A 26,191-nucleotide genomic window follows, 5' to 3' on the forward strand; every position below is an offset into this window, starting at 1 on the left:
TGCCCGAACACCATGCTCCGCCAGGACCAAAGCCGGACGGGGTGGCGGTGGCCGATCTTCCAAGGCCGTCGGCACGCTTGCCTCTCGTCATGGAATAAGGCGGGGCCGAAGCCCCGCCGCGAGAGCGCTCAGTCGAAGGCGGACATCTGGGCTTCGGCCGCCTTGCGATCGAGGGAGGGACCCGGGTTTTCGACGGGCCGATCGAAGGGTTTCCAGGTCTCGCCGACGATTTGCTTGTATGCTGCAACGGCACCCTCCGCGGCCATCCGAAGCGCATGAGCCTGCACGCCCATGTCGGCGGCGAACTCGCGCTTGCGCTGGGCAGCACTGTCGTAGCCGACAGGGCCGTCGAGGTCCTCGTCACGGCTGTCGTTGGCGGCTTTGGCGGTGGCGTCGCGCGCCTCGGTGACGGCGCGGCTGTAGAACTGGCCTGCACCGTGGGCGGAACCGACGAAGGCGCCGACGATCCGCTGAAGATGGATTTGCATAGCCTTTTCGCCGAGGCCGTCGCTCAGAGCATCGGCCGTCTCGGAGATGAGCCGCTCATGCAGGTCGCGAATGCCGTCGCTGTCGACAATCGCGGTTCCGAAGCTCTCGGCGATCTTCAGCGCCTGGGCGCTGTCCGGGCATGTGAGCCGGACCATTTCGAGGGTTGCGCCTTTGCGCAGGGCCACGACTCGGGCGGATTGACGAGAGGAGGTTGCGGGCTTTGCCATGTTTTCTTCCTTTCCAGCCTCGAAGCGGCTCCGGCCCCGTGCCGGCTTGCCCTTCGGTGCGGTCGCCCCGAACCGGCGGAAGACGGGCGGTTCAAGGTCCGAAGACGACAGGCAGAGCGGAGCCGGTTTGCGGGCAAGCAGGGCATTCTGCCCTTGCGAAGCCCCGCGAGCCTGCTCCGTGAATGGCGGCGGCTTCCGGCCGCCCCGCGGCGCGAAACGCGGCCTTGAAGCGAACGGCCGCTGGTTCAGACCGCAGCAAAACCGAAGGGCAAACCGGGACGGGTCCGGTCCAACCAGGTGTTGAAAGGAAGATGGCTGTCGGGGACGCTACGCGTCGTTACTTCCCGTACTCGCCTCAGGCTCAGCTGGCGCGGTTACCGTGTCGACTGAAGGTTTCGGCTTGCCCAGACGATATGAGTGCAGCCAGCTCGGACCGTGCGTGTTCCGAAGACCGCGGAGGATGCCGCCATCGTCATAGGGTGCGCCGCCCATCCAGGCATTATTCAGGATGCTCTTCCAGCGACGCCCGTGTCTGTCGGCATAGGCCTTGAGCGCGGCTTCCTGTTCAGCGGTCAAAGGAGGAACGCGTTCGCGTTTCGGAAAACAGCGGCGCTTGCTAAGGGAACCGTCAGCCAGCCCCCCGCTCGCTGCGATCATTCGTCTGAGTTCCGCCACGCCAGCATCGAGGCATGCCTGTCCATCAAGGTGATGGAACTGCCGCCAGAACGCGGTGCGCTCCTCAGGCGACGGCCCAATGCCGGCTTTCCGTTCAAGGTCTCCGATCGTTCCCACGGCGCTAGACCTCCGCTTGTGGCTTAGCTGCGTCGCGAACGGGTTGGAATCGTTTGCGAAAGGCAGCTATCGCCGCATCCAGCCGGGCCAACTTTCGTGTCAGTGCATCAACCTCGGGCTGACGCTCGGCCAGCAGGGCGGCGAGATTGTTGCGATAGCGTTCGAGGAAGGAACCGGTATCCGGCGCCTTCCCCCGCCGATATCGAGTTTGCCGTCGCGCGAGCTGCGGCAGGATCGATGTTATCCGGCGCGAGATCTGGCGATCGATCAGTTCCAACTGGCGCTGCGTCTGCCGCCGCGCTTCTTCCATACGCGATAGTTGCGCATGGTGGATTGTCCTGGCAGCCATCACGCAACCCTCCCTTGCCGACCCACAAAACTGGACGGGCCGTCATAGGGAATGTGACGGTCAGGATCGACAACGAAACCGAAACGGCCACGCGCGGCGCGGGGCACGAGAAAGCGCATTTCCTCGGCCCGCCCATCGCGCCGGCCGCCGCGTGTGGCTACCACCTCCGTCATTTCGGCATCGTAGCTCGAATGGATCGCGGAGATCACGATCCAGTCGCAGGCATGCTTGCGCTCGAAGGCTTCCCGGTCCTTTGTCCAGGATTGGCCGGGCGCGAGTTCGCGGCCATGGATCGCCTCCCAGGCTGATGGCCAGCTGTTGCGGATCGTCTCGTCGGCACATTTGCGCTCGCAGGCCGTGAACAGGTCCGGGAAGGTGAGGGCGACAATCGCCCATTCCGCGTCTTCCTCATACCACGGCGCGGACTTTCGCAGGGTTGGAGGGACGCAGGCATTCCGCTCGGCGGACAGATGAAACCGGCCGTGACCGGCCGTCATGTGGGAGATGATCCCGTCGGCATAGATGGTCGCGAGCTGCGACGGGCCCCACGGCGTACTCGCCGCCATACGGGTCTGGATCCGCCCGAGCGCGGATAGTTCACGCTTGTGTTGCGCAGTTTCGAACACACGCGCGCGAAACGCTGCCTCATCATCGAGGCGACCTTCGTGACCGTGGAAGTCGGTGCGCGTCAGCTCTGACAGCGGACGGGCGAGGCGCCAGGCGCTTGCGAGGAAGCTTGCTCCATCGCGCGCCGGCACCATAGCCAGAGGGGTATCCGCGATCCTGGCGACCGGAAAGCCATCAGCGCTGACGCCGAATTCGACCGTCGAGTCAATCGAAACCAGTTCGTGCTGAAGATCGGACGTCCTCATGCCGCGTCCCTCCCTTCGACGTGAGCAGCCGCAACCTCGTCGGCGGTCACCTCTTCGAGGACAGCGTTCGGATAGCCATGGTCTTGCAGCCAGGCCGCCGCCGCCTCGCGATTATCGGCGAGATGGACGAGTTCCGCGTTCGGACCGCCTCGATCGAAGACGCGGACCGTGCCAAGTGCTGGGCGATCGAGAACCTTGAAGCTCAAGTTGGAATCGAGACCGAAGGTTCGGTGAATGCGCATGACGACGGTATTCTTGCCGCCGAAATCCGCCTCATGCAGCTTGAAATATCCCGGCGAGGCGTGATTGCCGGATTGGCGCGGGCCTTCCTTGCGGATCAGGCGGCCGCTGCTGTTGCGGGTCTGCCAGGCCGCGAGCTTCTTCTTGAAACGCTCTGGCGGGCGGGGCGAGCCGTCGGACCAGGCGACGATAGCGCCGATCGGGGCGAGTTCGTAGATGAGGGACGCAGACATAAGACATCTCCTTGGATTCTGCGGTTCATGGAAACAAAGCCGCCGCCGGTGATGGCCGGCGGCGGTGTGTCGATCGGATGAGAAGGGAGGGCGGCTATTCGGCCGCAATGCCGTAGGCGGTTTCGTCCTCGCCGGGCGCGCCGTCATCGGCTTCCGGATCGTTGACGTCGAGATCGGCCGTATCGCCGGCAGCGCTGCCGTCGGCGAGCTCGCCTTCCAGGCCATCCGTGGATTTTCCGGAGGTGACAACGTTCTCCTCTTCGAGGATCTCGCTCTGCTTGATCAGTTCGGCAAGATCCTTCGGATCGGGCGCGAACAGGGCTGCCGGATAGACGAAATGCCCCTCCCTGAAGTGCTCGACCAGGGCGGCGCGGGTCTCGCGGACCTTGGGGCGCGGGAGAACCGAGGTGCCCTTGCACGATGCCTCAAGCGCCTGCCGCGACAGGCAAAGCAGGAAGTCTTCCGTGCCCATGTTCGGGAGGTATCCATCCGCTCCGATAGCATCGCCAGCGATGCGCGATACGATCCCGCTGTTCGACATGCCGCGGCGGCAAGAGAGTACCTCGACCAGCATCGAGCGGGCGGCCACCCGCAGCGTGTCGAGGCCGAAGGAGAGCTTGCCGTCGCCGTCGATCAGCCGAACCGCATGGCGAGCAAACCGCTTCGTCCCGAAAACGGTGTCGTTTGCCCCGGAGTCGACCCGGACGTTCATGCCGGCGAAGGCAAGAACGAGGAGTGCCAGCAGCGTGTCGTCCTCGATCGGCGCGCGGGCGAGCGCCTCGTGCAGAGCATCGGTCCGGAAGTCGCCGATCATGTCGTGGCCCTTTTGCGTGACGTCCGGGCGCGGCTTCGGCGCGTCGATCAAATCCTCGCCAGCGGGGGCACCACCTTCAACGACCGCTCCCTTGCCCCCGGTCTTCCTTTCCTCCGGCATGCGGTAGTGGACGGTCTGAACCTTGCCGTTCCGATCCAGATACATTGCGGTGTGGTCGCCCTTGCTTGGCTTGCCGTAGACGCGACTTGCCTTCTGCGGCAGCTTCACGTCGCCCCATTGTGTGACTTCCGCAATCATGCCCTTCTTGGGCAGATTGTTCGTCATCCACTCCTGCTGGGCGCCGAGATAAGCTTCGACGTTGGTGGTATAACGGCTGTCCTCGTCGGCAGGAGCGAACAGATCCTCGACCCATTCGATGCCGTAGGCTTCCCTGAGATCGTCGCCAAAGCTCGCATCCTTGGCATACATGCGGGTCTTGCTCAGCGCGTTGGCGATCTGCCACCACGCGGCCGGCTGGCCTTTCTTCGGCTTCTGCGCCTTCCAGACTTCCTTCTGCTCATCGAGGTGGGCCGCCGCGATCGTTCGAAGTTGCTGCTCGTTCGGCATGTCGCCGAGCGCCATCTGATCGAGCATTGCCGGAAGAACGTTGGCGAGCAGCCGCAACTTGCGAATCTGCCGGACGGGCAGGGCAAGCGCCACGGCAGTCGCTTCCTCGGTCCAGTCGAGTGCGATCAGGCGCTCGATGCCGCGCCATTGGTCGACGGGGTTGAGCGGCTCCCTGGCGATATTCTCGACCATGGACCGCATGGCGCCATTGTCGTTGGCGGCTTCGACTACGAGAACCTCGATTTCCTCAAGGCCCGCGGCGATTGCCATGCGGGCGCGCCGATGCCCGGCTTCGATGACGTAGCCGTTCCCGCCATCGGTTTGGGGAAAGATGACGGGCGGCTGGATGATGCCAACCGCTTTGATCGTGGCGAGCAACAAGGCATCAGCCTGCGGGGTGGATTTCGTCTGGCGGGTATTGTCCGGATTGTCCTTCAACGAGCGCGGATCGACCTTCATGATATGCATGGGATTTTCCTCTTCCGGGATGCGGGACGCGGCGCTGTTGCCGGTCCTTCCTGTCTTCATTTTTCCGAAGACACCTCCCGGACGGCAGGGCGGGCGGACCGGCGCAACTGCGGCCGAGCGTCCCTGCTGCGAAGGGCAAGCGGAGCTGACAGCCCTGCGCAGGACGAGTGGCCGGGATGCGGAGGCGGCGGTTGAGCGCAAGCGGCGAGGGGACGAACCGATCTGCGACCGGTTTCCTTTCCCTCTGCTTCTTCTTGTGCTCCCTCCTTCCCGAACCGGCAGCTCCCACTTTTGACAGTTCACAGCAGCCGGAACGGAGGCATAGACAGGGCCGCGGCATGAGGAGGTTCAGATGCATGATACGAAAGTGATATTTGCCTACCAGGTCATTCCAGGAACAGACGAAATCCTGGCGTTCACGGAGTCCTTGGCAAGCGCACAGCAAGAAGCATCCCAACATTTCGTTGGCCTGAAGGCCGAGGACGAAAAAGTGGACCCCGGAATTGCGATCTACAAAGTCACCCTGAAGAATCCGGACCTTTCCGACTACGTGAATGTCCTGAACCATCCGGAGGATGCGAGGGAGCGGCTGGTCGGAACCATCGAGCGGGTCGAGCTGATTTCCTGAACGCGGGAAAACCGCGGCGAGAATGCCCGACGTAGACGTCGTTTCGACGAACGCAAATCAGGTCAAAAAAAGAGGGCCACGAGAAAGCTCGGGCCCATAGGTATGAAGGTCATTTAACCTCCAGAGGGGAACAGCTGCTGCAGCGGCACTGGGAGGAAAACCGCCATGTGCATCAGCTGCGTGCGTTATGATCGTTTTTTGATCAGGAGCAAATGATTTTTTGTGCAATGCAGCTATGCGATTGCTGCGCCGCATCTAAAGGGTCGCCGTGATCAAGCAGCCTCGGCATGAGCTTCGGCGCCCTCAACCGCGGCAGCAGCGAGAGCATCGTCGACCTCGCGAAGCTGGCGGCGCTTTTCCGCAAGTTCGTCGGCGAAGGCGAAAGTGCCGCCTTCGCGCGAGCGATAGGAGGCAAGCCGCCGGTGCGCTTCATCCCGGCGATGGCGATAGCGCTCCCGTTCCTCCTCGAACCCATTGAGCGCATGCTCGAGGCGAGAAATGGCGCCGAGCGGGGTGACGGTGACCGCAAGATCGACCTCGTAGTCGGCGCCGGTGCGCTGGAGCGTGGTGGCGTACCGATACCCATCGCCCGTTCCGAAGCGCTCGCCCTCATAGACGAGATCGAAGCCGCCGACGCTTGCGAGGTGAACCTCACCCTCCTGCTGGAGCTGGAGGAGCGTGAGAATTTCCTTCATCAGCGCGCGACCAGCCTCCTTCCGCTCACGGTGGACCTTGCCCAGCACGGTCATCGCGAAGGCTTCGCCGGCGGTCGGAACGAGGCGTTCGATGTCGTGGCCGATCTCACTGATGCGACGGGTCGAGAGGTCGATGTCACGCTCCGCATCGCGCATCTGCCGACGCACCGCATACTGATCATCGTCATGGGCGGCGCGCAGTCTTTCCAACCGGGCGATATCGGCTTCGAGACCCGCTTTCTGCATCAGCCGTTCGTCGCCCGAGGCGATCGCCTTGGCCATGGCGAACTGGTTGGCCTGTCCTTCACCGAGGTCCTCGAGCCGACGGATGGATGTATCTCCGCTGAGCGCTGCCGCGATGAAGCGGGCCTTGCGCTCGTTGTTCTGCCACATGGAAGCGTCGAGGCTGCCCTCCGTCGCATAGGCGAAAATATCGACGACATCATGCTGATTGCCCTGTCGGACGATGCGGCCCTCGCGCTGTTCGATCTGGGACGGCAGCCACGGCACATCGAGGTGATGTAGCGCCTTGAGCCGGAGCTGAGCGTTGACGCCCGTCCCCATCGTCTCCGACGATCCGATCAGGAACCGCACCCGGCCGGCGCGGACATCACCAAACAGCCGCTGCTTGGCCTCGGTCTTCTTGTAATCCTGCATGAACGCGATTTCAGAAGCCGGCACGCCGAGCCGGACGAGTTCGTCGCGGATCCAGCGATAGGCGGAAAAACCGCGGGTTTTCTCGACATTGATCGTGCCTAGATCTGAGAAGATCATCTGCGCGGCGCCGGGCAGGTCATAGGGTTTGCCGTCCGGCCGGAGATAGGCGGCATCACCCGTTTCTTCCCAAATCCGAAAGGCATTGCGGACGAGGAGGTTAAGCTTGTTGTCCTCCTCGTTGTCGTTGGCCGGCATCACCAGGCGCAGATCGATCGCTGCATGACGACCATCGGTGATGACGGAAAGCAGGATATCGTCACCGGGCTGCGCCGGTCCCTCGCGCATCTCGATCGCCTTGATGCGGGCCTCGAGGATCTGCTGATAGGCCTTGAAGGCCGGGGTCGGCTTGGCCGTGAGGATCTGCCGCCGCCCGGTGGAGATTTCGGGCACCCTGACGTATTCGCGAAGATCCTCCGGCATGACGACGTCCGCAAAAGCGCGGAACATCGCAATCAGTTCCGGGACATTGACGAAACTCGCGAAGCGGCTGACCGGCTTGTATTTGCCGGACGGCTGGATCTCCAGCTCGGTCGTCGTGTCACCGAAGCAGGACGCCCACGCATCGAACTCGTGCAGGCCGCGCTCGGCGAGAGCCTCATGGCCGAGTAGCCGCTGGATCGAGAACATCTCGCCGAGCGTGTTGGTGATCGGCGTACCGGAGGCAAGCACCAGGGCGCGTCCCGGGTTCTTCGTTTCGAGGAAGCGGGACTTCACGTACAGGTCCCATGCCCGCTGCGACCCATTCGGATCGATGCCCTTCAGCGTCGACATGTTGGTAGCGAAGGAGAGCTTGCGGAACTCCTGGGCTTCATCGACGATGATCTGGTCGACACCGATCTCGGCGATAGTGAGCAGATCGTCCTTTCTGGTCGCAAGGCCTTCCAGCCGTTCCTTCAACCCTTCCTTCAGCCGCTCGAGGCGCTTCCGCGAGACGCGATCCTCGCTGTCGACCTTGGTCAACAAATCCTCGTAGAGCTGCAGCTCATCGTGAATCATCTGCTGTTCGAAGGCCGAGGGCACGGCGATGAACCTGAAGGCCGAGTGCGTGATAATGATCGCATCCCAGGTCGCGGTCGCTGCCCGGCTCAAGAAGCGCCCCCGCTTGTCCTTGGTGAAATTGGTCTCGTCCGCCACGAGGATGCGGGCATTGGGGTAGAGGGCCAGGAACTCACGGGCCGCCTGAGCCAGGCAATGGCCAGGGACGACCAGCATCGCCTTGGCGATCAGGCCCAGCCGGCGCTGTTCCATGATCGCAGCCGCCATCGTCATTGTCTTGCCCGCGCCGACCGCGTGGGCGAGGTAGGTCGAGCCGGAGGAGATGATCCGCCAGATGCCGCGTTTCTGGTGCCCATAAAGAGAAAAGGCGCCCGAGGCGCCAGGAAGTTTGAGATGGGAACCGTCGAACCGCCTGGGCGCGATGTTGTTGAACCGGTCGTTATAGACACGCGCCAGGCGATCTGTGCGATCGGGATCCGTCCAGACCCAGTTCTGGAAAGCTTGCCTGATCTTCTGCAGCTTGTCGCGCGCGGCTTCGGTATCGACGACGTTCAGCACGCGTCGCTCACCGCCAGCGTCCTTGAACACATCGAAGATCTGCGGAACGCGGCTGTTCAGCGCATCGGCCAGCAATTCGCCGGCATCGCGGCGGCTCGTGCCCCATTCGGATGTGCCGGCTGCACTATAGGAAAGCTGCCGCGCATGGACCGTCCAGCACCCGAGTTCGGGCATGTGGTGGATCCTGATCTCAGCACCCATCATTTCCTTCACGAAGGCGACGACGTCGCTTGCCGGAATCCACGGCGCGCCGAGGCGCGCGGTGATGTCGGAGGGGCGTAGATCGGCGGGCTGCACCGCCTGAAGCGCGCGAACGTTGCGCTCGTAAGCTGGATCGAGGGTCGCGGCTGCTTCGGCGACAGCAAGCTTCGCGCGGACCGCTCCAGACAGATAGGCATCCGAGGTATGCCAGGAACCATCGGCAGGATCCTGGAAGATCGCATCGCCGAGTTCGTCAACGACCGCATCGACCTCTCCGTGCAGCAGCTCGGCGATATGCTCGACGTCGACGCGACCGCGCTCGTTGAGGACAACGGCCAATGCATCTGCCGCACTGGTGATCACCGGCGGGGCAGGGGGAGAAATCACGCGCTCGGAAAAGATCGGACCCGGCTTCGCCGTGTCGGTGTCGAGGTCGTAGTCTTCGATCGAAGCGACCAGCCAGCAATCGGGATCATCGAGAAAGGGCTGCAGGTTCGGACGTCGGTGCGTTTCGCGCACCTCGCCGGATTGTTCGTCCTCGCTGATCGAGACCGTCGTGTGATTGATCGGGCCGAAATCGCGAACGAAGCTCGACCAGGCGATGCGCAAGCGAACCTGCGGATCGCGCCACGGACGATCCTGTTCCTGTGCCCTCAGCACCTCGCGCACGGCGTCGCGGATCGGGATCAGCTTCTTGATAATGCCGACGTGCTTTTCCGGGATGCCGTCACCGGTGCGGCCCTTGCGGACCTGGACTTCGACTGGTGTGCCGTCGAGCATCTGCATGAGACGGCGCCGACCGTCGACGAAGAAACTTCCTTCCCGGACCTGCCGGTTATCGGGGCGAAGATCGACGATCTCACAGAGCTCATCCTCGAGGTCGACGTCGATTTCGGTCGGTTCGCCATCATAGCGGCCTTCGGGAAGGAGACGGATGGCCGCCTGCAGCGCCGCCTCGAGGGACTCGCCGGCGCGTGGCCGGCAAGTGTAGACCTCGCCAAATGGTCCTGACGTCAGGGCATGATCGCCGAGGACGAAAGCGGGATGCCTCGCGAACCAGCGGTTTACGCGAATTGCACCCTCGTCCTGCGTTGCGGGCCGCACTTCCTCGAGATCGAGCCACGACAGATCGTTCTCGGCTTCCCCGACCTTGCGCTTGCGGAAGAAGAGGAGGTCGACGACGACATCCGTGCCGGCGTCGCGGCGGAAACTGCCCTCCGGCAATCGGATCGCGGCGATCAGGTCGGCGGTTTTGGCGATGTGCTCGCGCGCTGTCGCGTCTGCTTTGTCCAACGTCCCCGGACTGGTGACGAAGGCGGCGAGTGCACCGGGTTTCAGGAGATCGATCGATCGGGCGATGAAGTAGTCGTGCAGCCGGAGACCGAGCGAGCGATAGGCTCGGTCAGACCGGACGGTGCGATCGGAGAAAGGTGGGTTGCCGATCGCAAGATCGTAGATCGGTGCCAGATCGATGCGCGCAAAATCGCCGTTGATGATGCGGGCCTTCGGCTGCAGCAGCCGGACGATCCGGGCGGTGACGGGATCGAGCTCGACACCGGTGACGAAGCTCCTGTCGCGGAACGCCGTCGGCATCAAGGCTGGAAACAGGCCCGTACCGATGCCGGGCTCGAGTACGCGGCCGCCACGCCAACCCATGCGCTTAAACCCTGCCCAGATCGCCCGAATGATGAACTCCGGCGTGAAATGGGCGTATTGCGTGCAGCGGGCCAGCGACGCGTAGTCGCCCTCCGAAACAGCGCTTTCGAGCGAACCGCCGAGTTCGCTCCAGCCAGCGCGGAAATCTATCTCGCCAGGGCGGCGGAACATGGTGTTCGCCAGCTCCGAGGCGCCGAAGCCGGTGAAGCGGATCAGCCTCTCCTGTTCCGCGCGGGTCGCCGGCCGGTCCTGTTTCTCGATTTCGCCGGCGAGCAGGATCGCGGCGACATTGATGCGCGCCCGCTCCTTCCAGCTCGCCGCGAGACCCCGATCCGCATCGTCGAGGTAGAAGTTGGTCCGGTCCCCCTGTCGACGTCGCGTTGGACGCTTTGCCGTCGCGACCGACTGGGCCGGGGAAGGAGAGGGCGGCGTTGGTTCGGGGTCGTCGTCGTTGTCGCCGACGGGCTCGAAGGCACTGAACGCGGTGACACCCAGGCCAAGGCCGGATGACAAAGCGCTGCTGCCGAACATGTCGAGAGTGAAGGGATCGTTGCTCATCGAATTTTCCTCGGGGAACGGCGAGCGTCTTCGCCCCGCGCGTGGCACCGACGGGTTTGAGGGACGCTCAGGTTTTTGGGATTGGTGACCTAACGCCGGCCGGTCACGCAGTGCCTAGGACATCGCGATCAGGGGACGGATGCGAGCGGGAGGAAACCATCGTCTAGTCTCCTTCACGCGGCGATCGGCGAGGGTAGGTGGCGCAGTTGCACCGGCAGCTTGGCTGCGATTTCGTGGTCGGTCAGATCGTCCAGGATTTTCAGCGTGCTGCTCGTCTTGCCGTCGTAGAGCATAATCGTGCGCCTGCCGCGAACGGCTTCGGGCCAGCGATCGCCGGCATAGCCACGATAGTCGTCTGCCGTAATGCTCCAGATATGCTCCAGGCGTTCCTCGCGTGTCATTGCGCGTACGGGCCGGCTTTCACGCTCGTTGATCGCAAGCCGCATCTGTTCGACCGAGGCATTGTCGGAGAGGTCACAATAGCCGTGGAAATGCCGGATCGTCGTGTCGATCCTCAGAGCGAAGAACACCGATGTAACCGAGCCGGTCAAGAATTCGCGCATCGCGAACATGGAACCGCGGATCCAGAGCGGCGGGAGGATTTCGAACATGTAGTCATGCTCGGTCTCGCCGATCTCGAACCATTCGCCGGCATAGAGCGGCGCGGCGTCGCTCTCCCAACGGTTCGGACGCTGGGCATGCCGGTCGAACATCCGGAACATTTGCTGGCGCGAGGCGACGCCCTGGAAGACTTTGCGGATTGCGGGAGAGGGATTCATCTGCGGCTCCTTCGATGGTTCCGGACCGAAGCGCGGCTTGTCCTCTCGACCTCGCCGTCCTCTTCAGTCCTTCATGACACCTTCCGGGCCGCCGGCATCGCGGCCGGCCGGGTCAGGGGCCGGCTCCGCCGGGCGAAGCTTCCCTTGACGCGGGCGGCGCGAATGCGGCACGCCGCCTTCCTTTCTTCGCCTCTTTTCTTTCTCCCTGATCTTTAGGGTCTCGTTCCAGTCCTCCTCGGGCGGGCGGAGCCGCGACCAGTCGCAGCCTGCGACATCCGCGAGCCTCCGCAGGCGCTCGGCAAACATCTCCCCTTGTGGATTAGCGTCTGTGGCGGCGACCAGGCGGGCATCAGGTCGTGAGGCCATCTCCTGCAGCGCTGCCTCCGTGGAGGGTGACCATCCGCCACCGGTGCTGAGATAGAGCGTTCCGTCTCGCAGCCCCTCGATGGCGGCAAGGCTCATCGCATCGATCGCAGCTTCAGTGACCGCCAGTCGCAAAGCGTTGTCCTGACCCAGACGGAAGAGGATCTTCGTTCCTCCGGAGGCGAAACCCCGGTACTCTGAACCCCGCGCCTCCCAGCCGGTCAGCGTTCCGTCATTGTCCGTATGCGCCGCCCACATGCTGCCGTATGGGCCCTCTCGGAGACGGCCTTGCCGGATCGCCGCGCGGAGCAAAGTGGCCGGCAGGAAGCGCTCGCCGTAGAGATAATCCCATGTCGACGAGCCGGGCCAGGGACGGCGGCGTGCCTGCCAACGCTCAGGCAAGGAAAGATCGTATTCCTGATCAGGCCTTTGACGCTGCCATTCCGGCTCGATGATCGCGAAACCGACCAGACCGGCGACCCTTCCCGCGCATTCGAGAAATCCGACATGATCGAGGTGCTCGACCAGCCCGAACACATCGCCTTTCGCATCGCTGAGCGGATCGAACCATCCTCGCCCCTCATGAGTGACGATGATGATCTCAGTTGCTCGGCGGAACTTCACCGCCCGCCGGGTGCTTTCCTTCACATCGATAGTGAAACCCGCTTGCTCAAGAACGGCCGCGCAGCTCACCCGTTCGCGTAAGGCCTCAATTTCTCTCCTGTTCATGCTCTTCTCCTTGGCCTTCTCACCCGTTGTTTCGCGGGCGCGCTTCTGCCCGCCGCGAAGAGCAAAGGCCGCAAGGGCGCGGCCGGCAATTGTCGGATCATGCAATGGGTCCGATCGACCGCGGCGAAGCCTCCCTTGCCGCCGCCGGCTCGCAAGCGGCACGCCGGAACGGCCCAATGACCGAAGGAGGGGCGGCTCAATGAGCCGCCCAGGGGAAAAACTCGTGGACGATCTCAAGATCGTCATCGGCGTCGATCTCGTCAGAAGGGAGGACGCCGTATTCGCCGTTGACCGAGAAAAGAGTGACCGGGACCATCAGGTCGCGGGAGAGCTGGAAGGCATGGGATTGGGCGAGAGAAAGGTTGTGCGACATGTAAGAGGCTCCATCTGGAGCGGGTCAATTCCCGCTTCGATGGCTCCTCAAAAGGCCCGGCGACGGGCGCGATCACCGCGAGGCGAAGCCGAAGCGGCCGCAGCTTGCTAGCGGACCCTTTACGGGTTGATCGTGGAAGATCCGGCGCAGGGCCAGGACGCCATCAAAAGAGAGCGGGATTGGCCTGCTTCAGCTGGGACGCAGTTTCGGGCACGGCTTTCGAATTGGCGCCAGTTACTTCCCCTGGCTCTTAGCACCAAGATCCTTCCGTTTTCGAGTCAGGCGCGGACGCAAGGGAGTGATCTGTCGAATCAATCAGGCGCAGTGAGTTTCGCTTTCTGAAGCGCCTCCGCGATCGATTTTGCCTTCAGTGCGAGTAGCGCGCGTTTCAGATCGCGCTCGGTTGCACCATGGTTGGCGGCGGGTGTGGAGCCGAGCTCCACCACTGAAATATCGGCGGAAAGCGAGTTGGCGATGCCCCGAGAAAAAGGGCTGCCGCCGGGATCTGGTCGACGGCAGCCAAGTTGCCTCGGGAGGAGGCCGGAAATTCGAAATCTCTTCCACGGCATTCGGCATGTTATGTTATAACAGATCGCATAATACTATTTATGGAACTGATTGACCTAGTATTGCAACGAACAAGCTCATCGCCCGGATAAGTCAAATTTTCCGGCGTTTACCTCCACCCGCCCGAAATCTAGGCGCGTGTTAAGCGCGCATCACCTAGGAAGACCACCTCAGCGCTTGAAACGTGGTCGGAGGTCGGAGGATCGTCGTCCTCGGCCACCGTTGAATGGATTTTGAACTGCTGTAGGAGTTCGGTCAGTGCTTCCGCCTGGGACGCTAGCATGCTGCCGGCAGCCGCGGACTGCTCCGCCATCGCCGCGTTTTTCTGTGTTTCCTGGTCGATTGACGCGACGGTGGCATTGATGTTTCCCAAGATCATAGCTTGCTCTTGTGCCGACCCGGCAATTGCCGCAACGTGCCGATCAATCTCGGCGACCTCAGCTATAATCTGGTCTAAACTCCTTCCGGTCTCATCTACGAGGGTGACCCCTTTCTCTACCTGCGCGCTTGAACTTGAAATCAGTTGCTTGATTTCCCTGGCAGCTGTCGCGGATCTCTGCGCCAGTTCTCTGACCTCTTGAGCTACGACTGCGAAGCCTCGACCCGCCTCGCCGGCGCGGGAGGCTTCAACTCCCGCGTTCAGGGCAAGGAGGTTCGTCTGGAAGGCAATTTCATCAATGACCCCGATGATAGTCGTGATCTGGGCCGAAGATTTCTCGATGTTGCGCATTGCCTCGACCGCGGAGCGAACGACGACACCAGACGCTTCCGCACCCGCTTTCGCTTGTGCAACAAGGACTTTCGCGTCAGCAGCGCGAACGGCGCTGTCGCGAATGGCGGATGTGACCTGTCCGACCGCCGCTGCAGTTTCCTGGAGTGATGCCGCTTGCCGCTCCGTTCTGCTGGACAGGTCGTGGGACGCCGACCGGATTTCTTCACAGCTGCTATCGATCAGACGCGCGTTTTGATTCACTGACATCAGCGCTGCAAGGAGCTTCTCGACCGAAGCATTGTAGTCGAAGCGAAGACCATCGAGGTCCGTTCTGAAAGGTGTCTCGATCCTGTGGATCAAGTCCCCGTCCGAAAGCCGCTGAAGAGCAGAGCCGAGTGTGCTTACAGCAAGCTTCGCCGCACCGGCATCTGCCGCGTCACGCTCCTCGCGTGTTTGCCGGTCTCTTTCTGCTGCGTCACGCACTGCCTCGCTCTCGTGTTCCAGCTGTGCTCGCTCAATGGCGTTCTTGCGGAAGACGGACACCGCTCGGGCCATGCTTCCCAATTCGTCCCGCCGCTCCTCGTCCGACACCGCCTCGTCCGTATTGCCATCCGCCAGGGACATCATCCGGTCCCTGAGGCGAACCATCGGCAACGTCACGTAACGGGAAGCGATGAAGATGGACGCCGCCAACAACAAAGCGAACAGGGCTGTGATGATGACCAGCGAATACAGGCTAGTCTTGTCGGCGCCGTCGGCCAATTGCTGGCTCTTGAGAGCGATCGCGCTGGTGAATCCATCAGTCCAGTCACGCACAGCAAGGACCTGATCCGCTATCATCGGGTCTGCTTGGCGCAGCAGGGCATTGGCTTTTGCGGTATCTCCCTTAAGCGCCAGCTGAACCGCCGTGTTGGTCAGCTCGAGAATACCGTTGGCGGCAGAGATGAAACCATCGATACTCTCCTTCTGATCGGGAGCCAGCCGCTTGACGACGCGAAGTTCGGAAAGCAATTTCGCCTTGTTGTTCTCATAATAGAGAGCGAATTTTTTGATGTTCGGGTCCTTGGTGTCATAGGACATGACCTGGTAAGCGTTGTAGCTCAGCGCAGTAAGCCGCTGGCTCGCCCGCGCCATCTGGATAGCCGCTGCCTGATCCTCAGCGATGAAGCTGACATAGCTCTGGGAAGCGCTTCGATATTTGAGCGACACAAATGTCAGTCCGATTATTCCGATTGCGCAAATCGGCGCCACTAGCAGAAGCATTTTGAGTTTTATACTGACATTTGCTAGAAACGACATAGTAAAGCCCCCATGTATGCCGTTGATCCCATGCCGATCGATGAGTACCGCGCTGCTTGCTGCCGCGCTCAGACTTCGTCTTTGAGTGTCTCTTTCTGCGTGATGAGGCGCGCCGAGTGATGTCCCGTCGTGAAGACCCAGAGCCAGCTGAGCGCGACGGCCATTCGGCTGCGCGTGCCGATCAGGAAGTAAATGTGGGCCAGACCCCATATCCACCAGGCGAGCGAACCCTTCAGTCGAAATTTCCCGAAGTCGATGACAGCCGAGCTCTGGCCAATGGTCGCCAGATTACCGAGGTGTCTGTAGCGGAAAGGTGCGGGCGCGGGCTTCTGTAAGCGCCGTGCCTTGATGACCGCGGCGACATATTTCCCCTGTTGCTTCGCCGCGGGCGCGATGCCGGGTACCGGATTGCCGTCTTCCGTTCTTACGGAAGCGGTGTCGCCCACGATGAAGATGTTAGGGTGCCCCGCGACCGCCAGGTCTGGTCCGACGAGCGCCCTTCCCGCGCGATCCTTCTCCGCGCCAACCCATTCGGCGGCCTTGGACGCCTGAACGCCTGCCGCCCAAATGACCGTGCGGCTCGGAACGAACTCGTCTCCGATTGTTACGCCGTCTTCATCGCACGCGGTGACCGGGCGGCCGGTGCAGACTTCAACACCCATCTTGGTCAACGATCTGGCGGCGTACTCCGACAGGGCGGGCGGAAAGACGGGAAGAACTCGTGGTCCAGCCTCGATCAACAGAATGCGCGCTGACGATGTGTCAATGTTTCGGAACTCCTCTACCAGAATCCTGCGAGCGAGCTGGGCAATGATACCGGCCATCTCTACGCCCGTCGGCCCGGCCCCGATAATGCTGAAGGTCAGGAGGGCCTTCCTGCGTTCGCTGTCGGCCTCCAATTCGGCTTTCTCAAATGCGAGAAGAAGGCGTCTCCTTATCGTCGTCGCATCCTCCAGGGCCTTCAGACCGGGCGCAAACGGCTCCCACTCGTCACGTCCGAAATATGCGTGGCGCGCCCCGGTGGCTAGAACCAAAGTGTCGTATGGCACCGAATGCCCCCCCTTCAGCAATACAGAGCGTTGCTCTGTGTCAATGCCGACGACTTCGCCAAGCAGCGTAGAGATGTCCTTCCGTTCCCGGAACAGCGTCCTTATCGGCCAAGCTATTTCCGACGTCGCGAGCACTGTTGTCGCGACTTGGTATAACAGCGGCTGAAACAGGTGATGATTGCGCCGATCAATGATCGTGATGGAAGTTTCGGGACATTTGAGGTCCCTGGCGAGCTGAAGACCCGCAAAGCCTCCGCCTACGACCACTACGCGATGTTGCGCCATTTTGACTCCAAGATAGGGACTGGGTGCCTCACCCAAGCGCTTTCAGCCAAGCCACGGACGCCGGTCCCTCATTCGCTCACGCGGCTATTCACAATAATGGACGGGGGACTGACGAGCAGTGGCAGAAGCGGTTCCAGCACGCGAACTACGTTCGGGTGCTTGCCGTGCCCGGCCACCGCTTCCTCGTTCGCCCAGCCATCGAGAATGTAGAACGTATTGGGCTCGTCTGAGCGCTGGTACAGGTCGTAGTACAGGCATCCCGTCTCTTCACGGGCCGGCCCGATAAACTCCAGAAGGAGTTCCTTCACGCGGCCCCTGTTCTGAGTGGTGGTTTTGAATTCGACGATAAGGTGCTGTTCCGCGGATTTCGTTTGCGACATTGACTGGCTCCTAGTTGAAAACGATGACGGGCTTGATGACGCGGCCCGCTTCTGCGTCCGCGATAGCCTCGTTGATCCTCTCGAACGGATACTTCGTGATCAGCTTCTGAAACGGGAAAAGGCCTGCCTGGTTGAGCTGAACCATCTGCGGGATAAATAACTGCGGGATCTGGTCGCCAAGGATTGCGCCCTGAATCTTGCGGTTGAAGACTATGAGATCGAGCGGGATCGGGATGTCCTTTCCGAGCGCATCAAGGCCGAGCAAAACGACATGGCCGCCGGGCCGCGTGCATTTGATGGAGTTGAGGATAACCGGGATGATACCGACTGCCTCAACGGCGAAGTCAGCACCACCGCCGGTCAGGGCGTGAATCTGTTCGACGACATCGGCGTCCTTGCCGTTAATGGCGTGCGTCGCGCCCAATTCCTTAGCCATCTCCAGACGCTGCAGGTTCAGATCGACGATGATGATCTTGCTGCATCGACGGACTTTGGCGGCCATGATTGCCGCAATACCCACGGCTCCCGCACCGAAGATGACAATCGTCGAACCAATTTCCGGCTTCATGGCATTTATGACGGTTCCGGCCCCCGTCGCCATGCCGCAACCCAGTGGAGCTGCATCTGTCAGGTCGAAGCCTTCCGACGGGAGTAGAGCGGCGTTGTTCTCTGTCGCCAGAATGTGCGTCGCGAACGAAGACTGACCGACGAAGTTGCTGCCCACCTCGTCACATACGATGGCTCTCTTTCCGTTTGGCCGCAGACCAGTCAGATTGTACTGCGTGTAGTTCTGGCAGTTCATCGGGTGCGAGCGCCGGCAATCGGGGCAGAAGCCGCATGAACTCTGGCTGAGGGCGACAGCGTCGCCTATCTTCAATCCTTGGACGTCCGGCCCCACCGCCTCGACAATCCCGACGCCTTCGTGCCCTGGAATGACGGGAGCCGGTGGGCCGAAGATGCCGTCTCTAAGCAGCAGGTCGGTGTGGCAGATGCCCGTTGCGACCGTGCGGACAAGGATCTCGTCTCCCTCGGGATCAGCCAGCTCGAGGTCCCGGAACTCCAGTGGAGCTTTCGGCTTCACGGCAACGGCCGCAGTTATCTTGACCATTTCTTCTCTCCTGCTTTCACTTGCTGGGGCGCGGGAATGACACCAATCGAGCGGCGCTCGCCTCAGATGCGGCCTGCGCGAGTTCCGTAGATGATCGCTGCCAGCGCGATAATTAGGCCTTGGACGATGAGCTTTCCTGGTTCCTGAATGCCGAAGACAGTCAGCATTGCGAACAGGAAGCTGAAGGCGACGACCGCAACAAACGGACCCGCAACGCCGCCTCGATCGACGCCGAACGTGACGCCGCCGAGAATCGTTGCAGCCAATGCGTTCATGAAGGTATCGAAACCTGGTTTGATTGTGCCGACCGCCAAGGCGGATACCTGGACAAGCGCGGCGATCCCGGTCAGGACTCCTGCCGTCACATGCGAGACGAATATCGTGCGGGCAAGCGGGATCCCGGTTGTCTCGGCGGCGCGTGGGTTATCACCGACTGCACGGAAATAGCGACCGACAATCAAGAAGCGGAAAGCGGCGGCTACGAGAACCGAGGTCGCGATCCAGATGATGACGGAATACGAAAGTCCGTGAATGTTGCCGCTCGTCAGGACGCGTAGCCAGGTTGGCGTGGAGCCGGGAGCCCTGCCCGCGCTCATATACTGAACGACGCCAATCAGGATCGCCGAGACGCTTAGCGTTGAAATAACGGCGGACGCGCGGACATAGGCAACAAGGACACCATTAATAACCCCGACGAGCAACCCGACTACGATAGGCATCGCCACTGTCAGTAAAGGCGGATAGCTGTTCAACAAGCCCGAACTCGCGACGTAGATCGCGAAAGCGAATACGCCGCTGACCGAGAGGTCAATTGACCGAACTCGCATCACCAGAGACTGGGCCAGCACCGCTATCCCAAGCGGGGCCGATTGCTTGAGGATGACAAACCAATAATTCGGGTTGATGAGGGTCGCGCTTACGGCGGGCGCTACGGCGATCAGGATCGCAAGCACGTAATATGCCGGAGGCAAGCCGATGATCCAGAAAACAGCGCGCTTGACGTTGAATGAGCTAGATGGCGCACTTGGCTTGGAATTAGCGGTAGTCATAGAGGCGTCCATCTTCTTTCAAAGTCCGATTGTCTTGCGTCGCTGGGATACGACGAGCACGAGGAGCAGCGCGCCTTTGGCTACTGATTGCAGGAAGGCGGACACATTCGCGAGGTTCATGACGTTGTTGACGAGGCCCAAAATCGCCGCGCCTACGACCGTACCGAAGATGCTTCCGATGCCGCCGGCGAGGTGAACGCCGCCAAGGGCTGCCGCCGTAACCGACTCTATTCCGAAAGCCGCTCCACCCTTTGGATCGCCGGACGCGAGCCGCCCGGCGAGGAACATCCCTGCGGCGCAGGCAAAAAGGGCTGACAGAACATAGGCGTTCATGATTGTGCGCTCCACCGGCACGCCGTTCATACGGGCGTTGAATTCATTGCCACCGGCGGCAAAAAGATAGAGGCCAAACGGTCTGCGATAGAGGATCCACGCCGCGACAAGCGAGGCGACGACGAGCCAGACCAAAGCGTTCGGTAGCGGGCCAATCGAGCCCGCTACGGACATCGAAAGCCAATCCGGCACCCTACCCCCAGGAATCGGGAGTATGATCAAGGCGAGACCTTGGCCGATACCCATTGTAGCGAGAGTCATGATGATCGGGTGAACGTTCAGGCGTGCGACACCGTAGCCGTTGACCAGACCGAAAGTGGTTGCAACCGCAATGCAGAGGAGGACTCGCACGAAGGGCGGCATGTCCAGGGTCATTATCGCAGTCGTCACGCTGATGATTGACCCTACTGAAACGTCAAGGCCGCCGGTCAGAATCACGAACGTCTGGCCAAGCGCCGAGATGACAAGTGTGGTCGACTGCGCAAGCAGATTTGAGAGGTTTTCGCCCGCAAGAAAGCCGGGCAGGAAGATGATTGATGCGAGGACCATCAGGACCAGCGTCCCGATCGAGAGCCGGATCGCTCCCGCTCGATACGGAACCCTGAGGTAAGTTGCGACGGTGTTCATACACTCCTCCTCAATGAACGGCAGCGCGCTGATCATGCGTGGAGTGAGAACCCAACGCTGTTCCAAGAATACTCTCTTCGGTGGCTCCAACAGCCGGCGTCTGGCCCACGACCTTCCGGTCGTGGACGATCAGAATGTTGTCACAGAGCCCGATGAGTTCGGCGAGTTCGCGGGAGGAAACGATCACAGCTCCGCCGCGCTCGCTGAAGTCACGAAGCAGGCGGTAGATCTCAGCCTTCGCGCCGACGTCCACGCCGCGTGTCGGCTCCTCGATCACCAGGATGTCCACACCTGAGAGAAGCCAGCGCCCGAGCAGGACCTTTTGTTGGTTGCCGCCGGAGAGCTTTCCAACGGGTGCGCCCGGGTCGGCTGCCGCCACCCGCAGCGACTTGATGATGTCGCGGACGCGCGAAACGGATCTCCATGCGACACTGGCCATGCTACGGTTAAGCTGCTTGCCGAGCGCGATGTTGTCGTAAATTGGCAGACGGAGAAACAGACCTTCCTGTTTACGGTCTTCAGGTATGAAACCGATGCCTGCGGAAATGGCGTTGGAAAAGCCCGAAGAGACGTTCACGGCGCGCATGGATGAGTCGGCACCGCGCCGTCGGACCGTGACGGATTTCGCCGACTCCACACCGACTAACGCTCTCATAATTTCGCGTTGGCCTTGCCCTTCAAGGCCCGCAAGCCCGAGGATTTCTCCTCTTTTCACGGAGAACTGAACCGTCGGCCCTTCGACATCGAGGCGAAGGTCGGAAACCTCGAGCATATGGTCGCCCGTTTCACCCGCCCGCGACGGAAAAAAGTTCTGCAGCTCGCGACCAACCATCGTCGCGACAAGAGAATGGAGGTTGAACTCTTCCGCCTTCGCGGTCTTCACCCACGCTCCGTCCTTCATGACCGTGATCTTGTCACAGAGTTCGAAGACTTCGTTCATCCGATGTGAGATGTAGACAACGGCTTTGCCCGCGCCCTTCAGATCCCGGATCACTTTGAACAGATGTTCGACGTCGGCCGAATTCAACGCTGCCGTTGGCTCGTCGAAGATGAAGACGTCCGCATTCGATGTGAGACCTTTCGCGATTTCGACGGCCTGTTGCTGGGCGACCGTGAGCGTGTCGACGATCGCCATTGGATCGAGTTGGGGAAACACGTCCGCCAGCAGACGGCGTGACCTGTCGATTACCTCCGCCCTGTCGATCGAACCGTCGGCGCGCCGTGGCTCGTGACCGAGGAACATATTCTCCGCAACGGTTAGATTAGGTATGAGGGTGAATTCTTGGAATACCGTCGATACGCCGGCGAGGCGCGCCTCCTTTGGGGTGCGAAAGTTGACCACCTCACCGCGCAGCCGCACGATTCCAGAGGTGGGCTGATAAACGCCGGACAGAATCCGCATCAGCGTGGATTTGCCCGCACCATTCTCGCCCATCAGGGCGTGCACCGAGCCGGGCTCCAGCGAAAAGCCTACGTCCGATAGGACCTTCGTGGCGCCAAACGACTTATTGATGCCGACCATTTCGACAAGCATGCTCATGAAAGCTTCCATATTTGTTTGAGGTGCGGGCGCGGAAAATCCGCGCCCGGCTTGCTTCAGGCCTTGAAGTATTCGAGCAGCTTCTCGTTCGGCATTTCGGTCGGAGCCCAATACGCGTCAGTGAGATCTGCCCGGTAAAACTGGGAGAGCGTCTCGTCGGTGATCGGCTTGGGACCGTTCGTCCAGTTGCGATTTATCGGCTTTCCTTCGAGAAGCGCGAACGCGGCGCGTAGCGCGGCGGTGGAGAGCGCCGGCGGGCAAATCGGCCCGATCGACGACAGCTTTTCGTCGTTCCAACGGCGCATCCACCCATTCAGCGCTTCGCCGGTGATCGGCGGGATCGTTGAGGCACCGGCTTCTTGTAGGGCATCCAGAACGCCGAGCGACATGTTCGCGCCATCGGTCCAAACGCCGGCAACGTCAGGGTCGGACAGATAGAGATTTTCGGCGATCTTCTTGGAATCTTCGTATGACCAACTGCCGTGCTGCGTCGAAGTGATCTCAAGACCGGACTTGCTGAAGACTTCCATGGCGCCGCTGTAGCGGTCGGCGTCGATCGGATGGCCCGCGACGCCGCGCAGGATCCAAACTTTGCCCTTGTTCCCGAGCTTGTCGACGAGGAACTGGGCCATGACGCGCCCGAAGTAGAAGTCGTCGCCCTGCACTTGAACAGTGAAATCCTCGGTATCGACCCGGCCGAGATAGACCACAGTCGGTATGCCCGCTGCCTTCGCCTTCTTGATACCTTCCACGGCCGACCCCGTAGTCAGCGGAGCGATGATGATCGCGTCCACCTTCTGCGCGATGAGGTCTTCGATGTCGGCGACCTGCTTGGACGGATTCAAGTCCGCGCTGCGGAACTGATAGTCGGTGACGCGGTCCTTGTTGCGAGTGATCTCGTATTCCGCTTCAAAGGCGGTCTGGTAGGTGTGGGTCGACCCTGCGAGACCGTAATGGCTGTGGCCAATCTTCCAGGGACCGGCCTTCGCGAACTTGCCCGCCTCAACAATCGGGTTATCGCCCTCGGACGGCCAGGTGTCGGGAAGAATATTGATATCGTTGGCCGCCCGAAGAATGTTCGGCACGCCGAACGTGCCGGCGGCGAGCAAAGCGCTACCCGCCTGCAGGAATGTACGTCTCTTCATAAGTTCCTCCTCTACCGCCCCCGGCGGCCAGTTTGTCTGATAGTGCGAGAGCCACGTGGTCTCCAGCCGTTGCCGGACTCTCCTCAGAACGGCGATGAGCATCATTATAAATCTGCAGACAATCTGTCAATCTGTTCAGGCACTAAGATTCACAGACGTGCCGAGCATGCGCGTAACATTATGTTAATTCGCAGTTTTCTGCCCATGCATTAGACAATAGGACAATTATCTAGGTTGGAAAGCACCCGGAAAGGCAGCCAAATTGTCTACGTTGGTCATCGTCCGTCATGGGCAAAGCGAGGGGAATGAGCGGAACGAATTCACTGGTTTGAAAGACGCCCCACTTACCCGAAAGGGTGGGAGGAAAGCCGTCAAGCTGGCGAACGGATTGCGGCGATGGGAGTCTCGTTCGACGTAGCCTTCTGTTCCGGGCTGGTCAGATCCATCGATACCTGCAGGGCCATCTTACATGCTACGCAAGCCGACCGCTGGGAGCCGTGTCAGACCGAGGCGTTGAACGAGCGCGACTACGGCGAACTGACAGGGATGAACAAGGACGAGGCGCGGGAACGATGGGGCTCCGATCTCGTGCAGGAATGGCGACGCTCCTATCGTACCCGGCCACCTGGTGGCGAGAGCATCCGCGATACCGGCGCGCGGGTCTTGCCGTTTTTAATCTGCGAAGTCATACCGTTGCTGCTGAGAGGGCAGACGGTATTACTCGTGGCGCACGGGAATTCACTGAGGGTGGTTCGCCAAGGCATCGAGCGGCTGACGACCGAGCAGATGATGTCGATAGAAACACCCACAGCCGTGCCGACCATATATCGCATTGGCAATGGCCTAACCGTAATCGACAAGTCGGTTCTGACCGGAGACCACGCATGACGCCCCGGCCAGACCTACCCGTAGTCAACTTCAATCGAAGTCCGTGATTACCACGTAGCCGCTCGTTTTAAAGCTGTCCATGTCATGCAGAACCGATTCGACGTCACCGAGCGAAACCGTTCGACTGACCAGGGCAGTCGGTTTGAGCTTCTTCGAAGCGACGAGACTGAGGAGGCGGACGGCCCTGACATTGGAACCGACGGCTTCGATAATGCCGCCGATTTCATGCCCGAGAACGGCTCCGGGCTGAAGTTTCATTCCGACCCATTCCCAGTCCCCGTTCCACAAATGCCAGTCACTTCGGCAATACCGGAGGCGACGACCCTGACAAGAGCGTCATCTGGCTCGAGCTCCGGGATCTCGACCTCCGCGACCGAGATTCGTCCCCTTACTCCCTCGATCTGCGCTGCTTTCATTGATCGACTGGACCACGCTTTCGGCGCTTCGAACACTCCGGCCTCCTCCCGATGTGCAGTTGCTTTTCAAGGCGATTTTTCGTCTGTCAATCTGTCAACGCTTGCATCCACGAAGTGCCGCTAACGCCTCACAATGCGTTGGCCGAGTGCGCGGAACTGCTGCACTCACGGTAGTTCTATGCCTCAAGGCGGGTGGAATGCCCCGAGGAGACGCGGCCTGACGCGACGGAATTCGAAATCTATTGACTGATTGTCTGATGATACGTAGGTTCGGCGCATCTGCGCTGATGCGCATCTGGAGGAGCCTATCTTTATGAAGCAAGCGTATGCTGCAATCTCACGCGAGAAGGCGAAGCCTCTCGTCTTAGAGTGCATCGGAATTGATGAACCGCGGGCGGACGAGATCCTAGTTCGGATAGTCGCGTCCGGCGTCTGTCATACGGACATGGTCGTCCGGGATCAGGGATACGACGTGCCTCAACCGGTCGTCCTTGGACATGAAGGGAGCGGCGTTGTCGAGGCGGTTGGGAGCGAAGTCAGAGGACTCGTTCCCGGTGATCACGTCGCCCTTAGCTACGCCTACTGCGGCAAATGCGAAAAGTGCCTCACCGGCACGCCCTATTATTGCGAGGATTTCTTCGGCAGAAACTTCCGCGGCACCCGCCCCGACGGCACCTGCCCCATCCACGATTCCCATGGCAAGCAGATTAGCGGTTGCTTTTTCGAGCAGTCCTCGTTCGCGACATACGCCATCGCCAGCGAGCGGAACGCGGTTAAGATTTCCAAGGACGTGCCCCTCGAGCTCATCGGCCCGCTCGGTTGCGGTCTCCAGACAGGCGCGGGCGCGGTTTTAAACTGCCTCAAGCCCAAGCCCGGGTCCTCTATTGCGATCTTTGGCGCCGGCGCGGTTGGGATGGCGGCAGTCATGGCGTCAAAGATCGCAGGATGCACGACCATTATTGTCGTCGATCTCAACGATGAGCGTCTCGAGCTTGCAGTCGAAGTCGGCGCGACGCACACGATCAACGCCCGCCGGGAAGACAGTGTCAAGGCCATCAAGGAAATCGCTCAAGCCGGCGTGGACTTCAGCCTGGAATGCACGAGCTCTCCAAAGGTTTTCCGCCAAGCTGTCGATTGCCTTGGAACGCCCGGAACTTGCGGACTTGTCGGCTCTTCTGCGCTCGGCACCGAAGGCACGATCGACATCGGCAACTTCCTGTTTGGCCGCACCCTTGTCGGCGTCGTCGAAGGGCAAAGCATTCCGTCTGAATTCGTTCCTCAGCTGATTGAATATTGGCGGCAAGGTCGCTTCCCATTCGACAAGCTCGTCCAGTTTTACGATCTCGACGACATCAACCAGGCGATGACCGACTCAGAAAGTGGGAAGGTCATCAAGCCAATCCTACGCATGAACCATTAGGCTCCCCGACGTCGCGGCTGAAATATACGGGGGCCGCGAAGACGCTTGCGGCGCCATGGGAAAGTTATG

At 61.1% G+C, this 26,191-nt stretch carries 20 protein-coding genes and 2 pseudogenes; 3 read left to right on the top strand and 19 right to left on the bottom strand.

All coding sequences use genetic code 11. The features are described from left to right. Positions 1–128 precede the first annotated feature (128 nt). The 6 genes from CO676_RS18070 to CO676_RS18095 all read right to left on the bottom strand — a co-directional run bounded on the left by CO676_RS18070 (position 129) and on the right by CO676_RS18095 (position 5,051). The gene (locus tag CO676_RS18070) at positions 129–716 is read right to left on the bottom strand and encodes a hypothetical protein (protein ID WP_046120316.1); all 588 of its coding nucleotides are present in this window, start codon (positions 714–716) and stop codon (positions 129–131) included. 327 nt (positions 717–1,043) lie between these two features. Beyond that, a complete protein-coding gene (locus CO676_RS18075; protein WP_052728651.1) occupies positions 1,044–1,508 on the bottom strand; it encodes a hypothetical protein in 465 nt (154 codons plus the stop codon). A gap of 4 nt (positions 1,509–1,512) precedes the next feature. Continuing rightward, the gene (locus tag CO676_RS18080) at positions 1,513–1,857 is read right to left on the bottom strand and encodes a hypothetical protein (RefSeq protein ID WP_046120315.1); all 345 of its coding nucleotides are present in this window, start codon (positions 1,855–1,857) and stop codon (positions 1,513–1,515) included. Beyond that, positions 1,857–2,729, bottom strand: a complete 873-nt coding sequence (locus tag CO676_RS18085) for a hypothetical protein (protein WP_097522123.1) — start codon at positions 2,727–2,729, stop codon at positions 1,857–1,859. Before CO676_RS18085 ends, CO676_RS18080 begins: the two co-directional genes overlap by 1 nt. Then, complete coding sequence (locus CO676_RS18090; RefSeq protein ID WP_046120313.1) at positions 2,726–3,202, bottom strand: hypothetical protein; 477 nt, start codon at positions 3,200–3,202, stop codon at positions 2,726–2,728. Before CO676_RS18090 ends, CO676_RS18085 begins: the two co-directional genes overlap by 4 nt. A gap of 94 nt (positions 3,203–3,296) precedes the next feature. Beyond that, on the bottom strand, positions 3,297–5,051 hold the full coding sequence (locus tag CO676_RS18095; RefSeq protein WP_097522168.1) for a ParB N-terminal domain-containing protein: 1,755 nt from the start codon (positions 5,049–5,051) through the stop codon (positions 3,297–3,299). A 352-nt stretch (positions 5,052–5,403) separates the two neighbouring features. Between CO676_RS18095 and CO676_RS18100 the strand changes: the two genes are divergently transcribed. Continuing rightward, entirely contained in the window at positions 5,404–5,679 is a 276-nt protein-coding gene (locus CO676_RS18100) for a hypothetical protein (protein WP_046120312.1), read from the top strand. 272 nt (positions 5,680–5,951) lie between these two features. On the opposite strand, the gene CO676_RS18105 is transcribed toward CO676_RS18100, so the two are convergent. The 12 genes from CO676_RS18105 to CO676_RS18155 all read right to left on the bottom strand — a co-directional run bounded on the left by CO676_RS18105 (position 5,952) and on the right by CO676_RS18155 (position 23,398). After that, on the bottom strand, positions 5,952–11,060 hold the full coding sequence (locus CO676_RS18105; protein ID WP_097522124.1) for a DEAD/DEAH box helicase family protein: 5,109 nt from the start codon (positions 11,058–11,060) through the stop codon (positions 5,952–5,954). Positions 11,061–11,233: 173 nt separating this feature from the next. Then, complete coding sequence (locus tag CO676_RS18110; protein WP_046120386.1) at positions 11,234–11,839, bottom strand: DUF1419 domain-containing protein; 606 nt, start codon at positions 11,837–11,839, stop codon at positions 11,234–11,236. A 63-nt stretch (positions 11,840–11,902) separates the two neighbouring features. Further along, entirely contained in the window at positions 11,903–12,931 is a 1,029-nt protein-coding gene (locus CO676_RS18115) for a DUF3991 and toprim domain-containing protein (protein WP_046120400.1), read from the bottom strand. Positions 12,932–13,127: 196 nt separating this feature from the next. Next, positions 13,128–13,304 (bottom strand): hypothetical protein, encoded by a 177-nt coding sequence (locus CO676_RS35305; RefSeq protein ID WP_014989419.1) that lies wholly within the window; start codon positions 13,302–13,304, stop codon positions 13,128–13,130. 697 nt (positions 13,305–14,001) lie between these two features. Next, positions 14,002–15,882, bottom strand: coding sequence for a methyl-accepting chemotaxis protein (locus CO676_RS18120; protein ID WP_084726919.1), 1,881 nt, complete (start codon positions 15,880–15,882; stop codon positions 14,002–14,004). 68 nt (positions 15,883–15,950) lie between these two features. Next, positions 15,951–17,216 carry an NAD(P)/FAD-dependent oxidoreductase gene (locus tag CO676_RS18125; RefSeq protein ID WP_046120385.1) on the bottom strand — a complete coding sequence of 422 codons (1,266 nt, stop codon included), beginning with the start codon at positions 17,214–17,216 and terminating at the stop codon, positions 15,951–15,953. Between the two features lie 68 nt (positions 17,217–17,284). Beyond that, positions 17,285–17,596, bottom strand: coding sequence for an antibiotic biosynthesis monooxygenase (locus CO676_RS18130; RefSeq protein WP_097522125.1), 312 nt, complete (start codon positions 17,594–17,596; stop codon positions 17,285–17,287). A gap of 10 nt (positions 17,597–17,606) precedes the next feature. Further along, a complete protein-coding gene (locus tag CO676_RS18135) occupies positions 17,607–18,704 on the bottom strand; it encodes an NAD(P)-dependent alcohol dehydrogenase (protein WP_046120383.1) in 1,098 nt (365 codons plus the stop codon). A gap of 62 nt (positions 18,705–18,766) precedes the next feature. Then, positions 18,767–19,765 (bottom strand): ABC transporter permease, encoded by a 999-nt coding sequence (locus CO676_RS18140; protein ID WP_046120382.1) that lies wholly within the window; start codon positions 19,763–19,765, stop codon positions 18,767–18,769. A 6-nt stretch (positions 19,766–19,771) separates the two neighbouring features. Further along, a complete protein-coding gene (locus CO676_RS18145) occupies positions 19,772–20,713 on the bottom strand; it encodes an ABC transporter permease (protein WP_097522126.1) in 942 nt (313 codons plus the stop codon). A gap of 10 nt (positions 20,714–20,723) precedes the next feature. Beyond that, positions 20,724–22,253 carry a sugar ABC transporter ATP-binding protein gene (locus tag CO676_RS18150; protein ID WP_179875538.1) on the bottom strand — a complete coding sequence of 510 codons (1,530 nt, stop codon included), beginning with the start codon at positions 22,251–22,253 and terminating at the stop codon, positions 20,724–20,726. 56 nt (positions 22,254–22,309) lie between these two features. After that, positions 22,310–23,398 (bottom strand): substrate-binding domain-containing protein, encoded by a 1,089-nt coding sequence (locus CO676_RS18155; protein ID WP_097522127.1) that lies wholly within the window; start codon positions 23,396–23,398, stop codon positions 22,310–22,312. A gap of 262 nt (positions 23,399–23,660) precedes the next feature. Between CO676_RS18155 and CO676_RS18160 the strand changes: the two are divergent. Further along, positions 23,661–24,286 (top strand): annotated as a pseudogene (locus CO676_RS18160) (2,3-bisphosphoglycerate-dependent phosphoglycerate mutase). A 30-nt stretch (positions 24,287–24,316) separates the two neighbouring features. Here CO676_RS18160 and CO676_RS18165 read toward each other — a convergent pair. Further along, positions 24,317–24,580: pseudogene (locus CO676_RS18165) on the bottom strand (alcohol dehydrogenase catalytic domain-containing protein); the annotation flags it as partial. Between the two features lie 435 nt (positions 24,581–25,015). Here CO676_RS18165 and CO676_RS18170 point away from each other — a divergent pair. Further along, positions 25,016–26,122, top strand: a complete 1,107-nt coding sequence (locus CO676_RS18170; protein WP_046120378.1) for an NAD(P)-dependent alcohol dehydrogenase — start codon at positions 25,016–25,018, stop codon at positions 26,120–26,122. The last annotated feature ends 69 nt before the right edge of the window (positions 26,123–26,191 follow it).

It is taken from the genome of Sinorhizobium sp. BJ1, from assembly GCF_002531555.1.
GTDB classification, from domain to species: Bacteria; Pseudomonadota; Alphaproteobacteria; order Rhizobiales; family Rhizobiaceae; genus Sinorhizobium; species Sinorhizobium fredii_B.

What these genes read in the sequence shown, in the direction of transcription:
- CO676_RS18115 (WP_046120400.1), bottom strand. Translation starts at nt 12,931, where the DNA reads ATGAACAGGAGAGAAATTGAGGCCTTACGCGAACGGGTGAGCTGCGCG.
- CO676_RS18140 (WP_046120382.1), bottom strand. Translation starts at nt 19,765, where the DNA reads ATGGACGCCTCTATGACTACCGCTAATTCCAAGCCAAGTGCGCCATCT.
- CO676_RS18150 (WP_179875538.1), bottom strand. Translation starts at nt 22,253, where the DNA reads ATGAGCATGCTTGTCGAAATGGTCGGCATCAATAAGTCGTTTGGCGCC.
- CO676_RS18085 (WP_097522123.1), bottom strand. Translation starts at nt 2,729, where the DNA reads ATGAGGACGTCCGATCTTCAGCACGAACTGGTTTCGATTGACTCGACG.
- CO676_RS18120 (WP_084726919.1), bottom strand. Translation starts at nt 15,882, where the DNA reads ATGTCGTTTCTAGCAAATGTCAGTATAAAACTCAAAATGCTTCTGCTA.
- CO676_RS18125 (WP_046120385.1), bottom strand. Translation starts at nt 17,216, where the DNA reads ATGGCGCAACATCGCGTAGTGGTCGTAGGCGGAGGCTTTGCGGGTCTT.
- CO676_RS18135 (WP_046120383.1), bottom strand. Translation starts at nt 18,704, where the DNA reads ATGGTCAAGATAACTGCGGCCGTTGCCGTGAAGCCGAAAGCTCCACTG.
- CO676_RS18130 (WP_097522125.1), bottom strand. Translation starts at nt 17,596, where the DNA reads ATGTCGCAAACGAAATCCGCGGAACAGCACCTTATCGTCGAATTCAAA.
- CO676_RS18105 (WP_097522124.1), bottom strand. Translation starts at nt 11,060, where the DNA reads ATGAGCAACGATCCCTTCACTCTCGACATGTTCGGCAGCAGCGCTTTG.
- CO676_RS18100 (WP_046120312.1), top strand. Translation starts at nt 5,404, where the DNA reads ATGCATGATACGAAAGTGATATTTGCCTACCAGGTCATTCCAGGAACA.
- CO676_RS35305 (WP_014989419.1), bottom strand. Translation starts at nt 13,304, where the DNA reads ATGTCGCACAACCTTTCTCTCGCCCAATCCCATGCCTTCCAGCTCTCC.
- CO676_RS18170 (WP_046120378.1), top strand. Translation starts at nt 25,016, where the DNA reads ATGAAGCAAGCGTATGCTGCAATCTCACGCGAGAAGGCGAAGCCTCTC.
- CO676_RS18090 (WP_046120313.1), bottom strand. Translation starts at nt 3,202, where the DNA reads ATGTCTGCGTCCCTCATCTACGAACTCGCCCCGATCGGCGCTATCGTC.
- CO676_RS18145 (WP_097522126.1), bottom strand. Translation starts at nt 20,713, where the DNA reads ATGAACACCGTCGCAACTTACCTCAGGGTTCCGTATCGAGCGGGAGCG.
- CO676_RS18155 (WP_097522127.1), bottom strand. Translation starts at nt 23,398, where the DNA reads ATGAAGAGACGTACATTCCTGCAGGCGGGTAGCGCTTTGCTCGCCGCC.
- CO676_RS18080 (WP_046120315.1), bottom strand. Translation starts at nt 1,857, where the DNA reads ATGGCTGCCAGGACAATCCACCATGCGCAACTATCGCGTATGGAAGAA.
- CO676_RS18110 (WP_046120386.1), bottom strand. Translation starts at nt 11,839, where the DNA reads ATGAATCCCTCTCCCGCAATCCGCAAAGTCTTCCAGGGCGTCGCCTCG.
- CO676_RS18070 (WP_046120316.1), bottom strand. Translation starts at nt 716, where the DNA reads ATGGCAAAGCCCGCAACCTCCTCTCGTCAATCCGCCCGAGTCGTGGCC.
- CO676_RS18095 (WP_097522168.1), bottom strand. Translation starts at nt 5,051, where the DNA reads ATGCATATCATGAAGGTCGATCCGCGCTCGTTGAAGGACAATCCGGAC.